Source organism: Haloarcula sp. CGMCC 1.2071 (assembly GCF_037078445.1).
Taxonomy (GTDB): domain Archaea; phylum Halobacteriota; class Halobacteria; order Halobacteriales; family Haloarculaceae; genus Haloarcula; species Haloarcula amylolytica.
The window spans coordinates 1-7,894 of record NZ_JAYMGY010000037.1; the positions used below are offsets into that span (position 1 = coordinate 1).

Genomic DNA, 7,894 nt, shown 5'->3' on the forward strand with positions numbered 1-7,894 from the left:
TTCGAGACTGTTGACGACAAAATTAAGCAGGTGCTCTTCCTCTATCTCGCTGTCTGCTTGGGTTGACTGCACATCCTCTCCAAGCAGACGCTTACTCTAACCCGATGTGATCGACTGAAACTCGCTGCTTGTGAACCCTCTACTGACTATATTGTTTGAGAACGGCTGTCCCAGTTCCCCCTATTTATATGGACAAACATAATTTGGATGTATAGTACTGGGACAGCTACGAGTACGCTGTCGGTGTTGTTGCTGAAGAGCTTGAAGATGAGAAGTTCGGGCTGGCTGCACCGCCCTGTGAAATGCTTCGCGATTGGTGCGAGCACACCCGCTCGAAGCGTGGCTAAGGTATCGGGCCGCATATCGATGGGTCACTGGTTGGCGATCTCATCCGGGCGGTGGATGCATGAATTGTATCGCCGAAGAATGGAAGCGTGTCCTGAATTAAATTTCCCTATCATTATCTCGAATCGTGGGTTAAATATAATGCATTAGAGCGACTCAACTCAGTCACTTGTTATATCGACCGATACAAATGACTCCTCAAACACCAGACAATGAGTGGATACGGCAGAAACTGGATACGTTAACCGATTATGCTGACGAACTATACAATATCCACCCAGACGCTACGAACGAAATTGGCCCATGGGCAGCGCTAAAATTATTCCATTTGATAGTTACTGTCGACCTGTACACGCGAATCATTCACAGCACTGATGGTATCGAAAAGAAACTATATTTTGACGTTCTAGCAGGTTCGGGTATCGTTGAACTCGAAAATCAGGATGTGAACATATATGGGTCGCCTATAATCGCTGCAGTCTTCCCTGAGTACCCGTTTGATGAGCTACATTTTTTCGAGGGACAGAAAGAACGTGCAACAGCACTCTCGGACAGATTAGATTACATAGCGGATGAAACTCCACTTGATATCAACCGTGACAGCTGTTACGTTCACCATGGAGATGCTAACCACACTGTACCGGAAACGATTGGAAATATCATACAAGAATCCGGATATAGTGGTAAAAACCAACTAACTTTCGCGGACCATGAGCGGATGGAGATCCATTGGGAAACAATGATCGCATTATCTCGCATTTGGGGTGATTATCTTATCAATTTCCAATATAAGGGAATCTCACGGGAGCTGGGCTATCTGAAAAGCGATAATGCGTCAGAGGAGAGAACTGAAACTGCTCATCGGAAGCTACACAGATTCGTAGGAGGAAAGCAATACCGGGATTGCAACTCTGTTGATGAGCTGAGGGATTTGTACAAACAACAACTGGCGACCATTGGTGAGGAGTACGATAAGCCAAATAACAACCGCCCTGTAAATAAGCAGATACGTGTAACGGGTGCTGGAGATCGCTACTCATATGATTTGATTTATGCAACTCGTGAAACGGGTAATGGGAGTCCATACATCCAATTTATGGATAATATGCGAAATCGGATCGAGAGAATGTCTGGCGATAACGTTGCAGATATAATTGATATCATGGAAGGAAACGCTACAGGGCTAGATGAATTCATCCCTGATGAATCTGAAGTAAAAAGAGATGAGGATCAGTCTTCACTCGGTGACTTCTGATATAGCCGACTGGCTAGAGCTGCTTAGAGGATAAGCTGGTGCCTCTTCAGTCGGAGTCTCCCGATTAGCGAACTCCTCTGGAGATTGGCGATCTCGCCACGATTGAAGCCAGGTTGCCTCTTCGTCCCCGACATTCTTGATCAACTGCTTGTCGGGCCACAGATGCACAGGCAGGTCCAGCTCACGCCCAATCTCTTGGACCCACCGTAGGTGATTCGTCGCATACTCGACCCACTGCTCACGAGACCGCAGCGCATCCAACTCCTCGGCCAACTCCGTTTCACCAGCGTCCCGTGCTGCTTCAACAGTCATCTCGAAGTTCCCACCACGGGGATTGATCGGCTCGTGGAACACCACAGCCGGGTCACACGCAGCGACCCGCTCTAGCTGTTCCCGAAGATCGGCCTTCCCTTGCGTGGGATAGGTCGGACTCATACTGACAAACGTCTGAACGCCATGCTCGTTGAATTCCTTCAACCCTTTCAACCGCAGCTCCGGCGATGGGGCACTCGGTTCAATCGCTCCAACTTGCTCAGCGTCCATACACGGAATCGATGAGCCAATCGTCACATACTCGCCAGCATCCTGAAAGACATCCAGATCTTGTAGGGCCAGAATCGGGTTCCGCGTTAACACCCGGACGTACTCCTCGTGGCTTGCGATAGCATCGACGACATCGCGGGTAATCTTCCCAGCACGACCGTCCATGTAGCAGTCCGTCGAAAATGAGACACCAACAACGCCCTGCCCACGCTCTGTCTCCCGCCACGTTCGTTTTCGATCCAAATGCCCGTCCAGTCTCTCGCCTAGATCATCCCGGTAGAGCACGTAGTTCCCCCACTCTTTCTGGCCGTTGTCCACATCGGCCTCCTCTTTGAGCATGTCCGGCCGAGTCCGAATGTTCGGCGTCGAGGGAACATAGCAGAACTTGCAGCCATGCCGACAGCCTGTCGCTACGTTGACAACGTAGTCACACAGATGCTTGCTGTTGAGGCCCGACTCACTGAGAATCGCCTTTGTAGGGTCTTCTCCCGTCCGTACGTCTTCGTGGTCGTCTGTCATATATTATCTTGTCTTTCTCGTCTACTACTAGATATAATTGTGTGCAACAAAGACTGCGTTCAGTTTCACTTTCACTCCGCGTGGCTGACTTCTAATGGGGTCCAGTATAAAAAGACAGGTAGGAGAGAGACGCATGGAACTCACCTGGAACACCGGCGATAGCTGGTTCGAGCGAACCTATGCCGTTGAACACGCCGGGGAGACGGTCGCCACGTTCGACGACCAGCCGACGCTCGACGAACTCCGTGCACTCTCACGGGACTACGGTGTCCCGACTGAACGACTCGACCTCTGGCAAGCCGGTCTGCTGTGTACCCAGTGTAACGACGAAATCAACGACCGCTTTGCCGCCAACCCACAGGGTGACCTGCTATGCTGGGACTGTGCCACTGACACCGAGAGCCATGCCGAGCGTGGGATTACGGTCAACACTGACCCGACGAAGTCGGTGATGAGCGAGTCCCATCTCCACACCAAGAGCCTGTGTGACCACGTTATCAACGTCGCTACCGGGTGCCGACACGGCTGTGAGTTCTGCTACGTCCCAACCACGCCGGCTATCGATAGCCGCGATGAGATGCTCGCCGAGCAAGCGAACGTCGACGATCCACAGACCGACTGGGGAAGCTATCTCCTGTACCGGGATGACCTCCCGGAGCGACTGGGCAATATCCTCGATGAGCGTGATCCCAGCGAGCGCAAACAAACTGACCGTGGTCGCGGCGTGGTGATGCTGTCCAGCGGCACTGACTGTTACCAGGACCGACGGACGGCCCAGATCACCCGCGGCGCTGTCGCCGAACTCATCACACACGACATTCCGATTCGAATCCTCACGCGAAGTCCTGCCGTGACTCGGGACATCGATCTCTTCCAGGCCGCCGGTGACCGCATTACCGTCGGCTCGTCGATTCCGTCCTTCGACGCCACACTCGTCAGAGCTTTGGAACCGAACGCCCCGCCACCGATGACTCGCTGGCAGGCGTTAGATGAGCTCCAGCAGGCCGGTGTGTCGGTGTTCGTCTCGATGTCGCCCACATACCCGACGATGGGCGAAGATGACTTTCACGAACTACTCAGCTACTTCAGAGCGCTCGGTGAGGTTGTCGTCTTCCACGAGCCAATCAATCCCCGTGGCGCGAATTTCCAGCAGTGTCTCGATGCCGCCGAGCAAGCCGGTTACGACGATGTTGTCGAAGAACTCCAGCAGATGCAGGACAGTCACCAGTACTGGGTTGAGTATGCTCTCGGTCAGTTGAACACGGTCCAGCAGGTGGCGACGCGCTTCGATGGGCTCGAAGTGCATTCCTGGCCAGACGATGAGCTGGTGCGCTCGACGAGCGGGCAGTTTCGGTCAAAGCTCAAGGCAATGCAACAGGCCGTCTCTCCGGAGTCGTTCTCCGAGCGCAGTAAGGACGCTTCACCCGAACAGTCTGAGTTAGCCCGGGACGGCGAGTCCATAGAGCATCTCATCTGACGTGCCTATCAGGCACCCCGTCAGGGTTTGACCGGGTTGAGGTTACAGCCGACGCCGTCGCAAGCCGAGTATCAGCACGTGGCAGCGACGGTGTCGCGAAAAGTGCTAACCAACAAGACCCGAGCAGAACCCACAGCTGTTGGTTAGCTACCCACTCGGATTTCTAACCGTCATTTGTTTTTCTCCTCGATCCCCTGAACCAACCGTTCAGCAAGTGTGCCTATCATCCGAACCGACGAGCAAGTTCGTAAGCGATGGTACAGGGATACTGATAGCGAGCACTACGAATATGATTTCATCGACAATCGGGCCAAACTGAGTTAGTGAACTGTAGAACACGAGAGCACCAGTGGCAAGGACGCCGGTGACAGTTGAGACGTATTTTGGATTTGTCCACTGGGGAGGAGGGCCATTGGTAGTCACGTACTGACATCGGACTGTGGCTGTTCTAACTTTTCTGGAGTCTGTGTTTCTCTCTCACTTCCTATCGAGAGATACGTGACTTGTAATGCCTGTCTGTACGCGAACTACTCACCCAGGGCCGCCCCTGTTTCTCGGCGTTGATATAATGGTGTCGCCCACTACTGGGACAGATCCGAGTTTGTCGTGGCTGGTGTCGGGGCAGACGGTGAGGCAGGAAAAGTTGAGTTGGCGGATACGCTATTTGAGGCGCTTACTAAGTGGTGTAAATATACCCAGGGTGAGTATGACTGGGATGTTGGACTACACATCGGCAGGTCACTGGCCAACTCGCTCACTAACTGACTCTTTCAAAGAAATATTCCAAAACGTTTTTTAAATTTTGTTATATTCACCACTTATGGACAGGCGTGAGTTTATTTCTTATATCAGTGTGGCAGGGACCAGTGGATGTCTCCGGATGAACCAGACAGAAAGCGATACAGAGGATCCAACGAATCCTCAAGCAGACCGTATATCCGAGACAGCTCAATCGACTGAATCCATCGGAACAGCTGAAAACACCCAAACGGATATTGAGAGCTCCACAACGGAACCGAATACAACAGAACCTGAGACTGAAGAAATTAGTTTCAGCAAAGTCTGGGAAATAGATACTGGACTTCCCCTTATTTTTGATACTGCAGTATATGGTCGGTCTGGCATGATGGATGCTGCATATGCCATTGACATAGAGACGGGTAACACTATCTGGGAAAAGTCTGGGATTACTAATTCAGGTGAATTGATCGCAAAAGCACTGGGTGTGGGAGACTCGGCAGTTTTGTATCGGGTGTCAGCTGATTCAGGGGACTACATTTTAGCACTTTCCCAAGATGATGGTACTACCCTGTGGAAATCAACTGTCGATGGTCAAGTCTATTCTCGCTTTCTCGTGACTTCAGATGCCTTCATCGCAAACATCAACGACCCCAGCTACGGAAACTCAGCAGTCGTAGGTCTTGACCCAGACACTGGTGAGCGGTTGTGGCAAATTGATAGTGGACTAATCAACACTGGCGGTACCCGTCGACTTGGAACTGTGAATGGTTCTGGGTCTGCATACGTGCTTGCAGGAACGAACTCGAACTCTGCTCAAGTTTCAAAGATCAATCCGGAGACTGGAGACCATTACTGGAAATGGACAGAGAAGACACCTGTCTCCCCGCCAAGACATACAAACGGGATGGTATATGTGGGGATGTACCAACAATTTTCGGCGATCAACGCATCAACTGGAAAGACAGAGTGGACAACCAGTACATCTGGTCAATGTTGGACTAGAAGTGTCATACATGATGGTAAACTCATTTTTGGTACTAGAAGTTCTGATGTGTATGCTCTTTCATTAGAAAGTGGCGAGCAACAATGGCGATTTCAGACCGACGGACAAATTAACACTGTTGCTGGATCGGACACTGGATATATATTTGCAGGTACTGACAATGGTTCTGTCTATGTCCTGCGTGGTACTGATGGCCAGTATCTGGAGGATTTTTCTGTTGAGGGTGCAATTGAAGAAATGGTCGTAGCTTCAGGCCACCTTCTCGTAAATACTGATGTTCCGACGATGGCATTAAGTCTACAGATATCGTGAACGAATTAACAATTCTTACTTCTTGTATGCATATAGATGAAGGATTTAATTGGCGAAGTTTTTATTTTGTATCTTGATGATTACTAGCTGATGGCCCAACGACGGGATTTTTTAAAAGGGTTTTTTGCAGTAGCAAGTACAGCAGGTTGTCTCCGGTTTACAGGAGAGCAACAAAGCACTGACACGCCTGGTGAATCTGTACACTCAGGGCAAACAACTGCTCAAGAAGCCAGCGAAAACAGCAAATCAATTACACTTACCATTTCAGAGGATTTTAACAACATTTTCAATGAACCAGAATTTCTGAGAGTTAATGATGGAATATTGTACAGTGTAGGGAATTATATTCAAGCAGTCGATGTAGAATCACAGGATATAATTTGGCAAACAAAAGTTAATCTAGATAGTGAGCCTAATTCAGTCTCGATTACGAGATCTGGTATTTATGTTGGCGGGAGTACACGAGTTCAAGCACTTGCACCCAAATCCGGTGAAATACTTTGGACATTCCATACAGACAAAATTAATAAAGAGCATTCCGGGTTCGATGCTCTATCAGCAAACAATGACCGAGTTTTTGCGGGATTATGTGCCGCTGCTGGTGAGGATGAAAGCGTATTTTTCTCACTTAATGCTACAGAGGGAACAAAAGAATTTCACACTCGGATTGAAGATTACGTTGACTCTATCGTTACGCATGACGGATTAGCATACCTTGGCATCGATACTCAGTCCATGGGATATAACCCAGAAAAGAAGGCCTTGTTTTCCACTCAAATACAATTCGGGATTGATGTTGGAGGTGTTATGAGAATAGTTGGGAATCTAATGTTGTTGCGGGATAGATCAGTAAAAGTTCATGATCTCGCTAAAAAGACAAACGTATTCAAAAAAGAAGTGCCGGGCTATTCGTATATCCCACCAACACTGACAAATGAAAGTATCATATCGGCAGGTGAAACTGGCATATATAGCCATGACGGATCATCCGGGTCAGAACAGTGGCATATCAGAACTACCTCAACAATCCGGTCCTCAATAGTACCATACGAATCATTTGTGTTGTCAGCGGACACATCGGGTAATTTATATTGTATTGATGTTTCCTCTGGTGAATTAATCTTGGATCAGAATATGACAGGAGGAAATCGGATCGAGACACTGGGAGTTGTCGATGATACTTTATTTCTCACAGATAGTTCTGGTCAAGTCAAAGGTTACACCATCATGAGCGGATAGGAAGCTCTTGAATCACTTTCACACCTAGAGTTCGCTCTTGCGTAGGAGATTGTTGATACTGTTGAGCCGTAGCTGTGGAGTCGAAGAGGACAAGGGCACCGCGTCAGCGGTGCCCGACACGAATGATTCCGCTAGATGTTTTTGGGTCGGAATCGGTCGCAGCGGACCTGTTAGAGCAGGTTCGCTGGAGTGATGGTGTTACTTGTCCTCGCTGCCGTTCTGACCGGACGGTCAGAAACGGCAGCTACAGAGAGTTTCAACGGTATCTCTGTAAGAATTGCGACCGCACGTTCAACGACAAGACCGGCACAATCTTCGCTCATTCGAAGATTGCGCTCCGTCGGTGGTTGTTCTCAATTTACGCGTTCCTCCGGTTTAACACGAGTCTTCGCCAACTACAGTGCGAGATCGAGGTGACACACAAAACCATGCACCGGCGCATCGAGCGCTTCGCCAGAGC

Annotated in this window: 6 protein-coding genes; 5 read left to right on the top strand and 1 reads right to left on the bottom strand. The window is 49.7% G+C overall.

Annotated elements, in window-relative coordinates:
- Positions 1–535: 535 nt before the first annotated feature.
- Positions 536–1,600 carry a three-Cys-motif partner protein TcmP gene (gene tcmP / locus VI234_RS20905; RefSeq protein WP_336331184.1) on the top strand — a complete coding sequence of 355 codons (1,065 nt, stop codon included), beginning with the start codon at positions 536–538 and terminating at the stop codon, positions 1,598–1,600.
- On the opposite strand, the gene VI234_RS20910 is transcribed toward tcmP, so the two are convergent.
- A complete protein-coding gene (locus VI234_RS20910) occupies positions 1,583–2,662 on the bottom strand; it encodes an SPL family radical SAM protein (RefSeq protein WP_336331185.1) in 1,080 nt (359 codons plus the stop codon). The two genes, tcmP and VI234_RS20910, sit on opposite strands and share 18 nt — an antisense overlap.
- A gap of 133 nt (positions 2,663–2,795) precedes the next feature.
- Between VI234_RS20910 and VI234_RS20915 the strand changes: the two genes are divergently transcribed.
- The 4 genes from VI234_RS20915 to VI234_RS20930 form a co-directional block, all read left to right on the top strand.
- Positions 2,796–4,139, top strand: a complete 1,344-nt coding sequence (locus tag VI234_RS20915; protein WP_442905051.1) for a radical SAM protein — start codon at positions 2,796–2,798, stop codon at positions 4,137–4,139.
- An 820-nt stretch (positions 4,140–4,959) separates the two neighbouring features.
- The gene (locus tag VI234_RS20920; protein WP_336331186.1) at positions 4,960–6,195 is read left to right on the top strand and encodes an outer membrane protein assembly factor BamB family protein; all 1,236 of its coding nucleotides are present in this window, start codon (positions 4,960–4,962) and stop codon (positions 6,193–6,195) included.
- Between the two features lie 90 nt (positions 6,196–6,285).
- Positions 6,286–7,434: an outer membrane protein assembly factor BamB family protein gene (locus tag VI234_RS20925; protein WP_336331187.1), complete on the top strand. Its 1,149-nt coding sequence runs from the start codon at positions 6,286–6,288 to the stop codon at positions 7,432–7,434.
- Between the two features lie 122 nt (positions 7,435–7,556).
- Positions 7,557–7,894 (top strand): transposase-like zinc-binding domain-containing protein (locus tag VI234_RS20930; protein WP_336331188.1); only part of this gene is annotated, 338 nt, incomplete at its 3' end.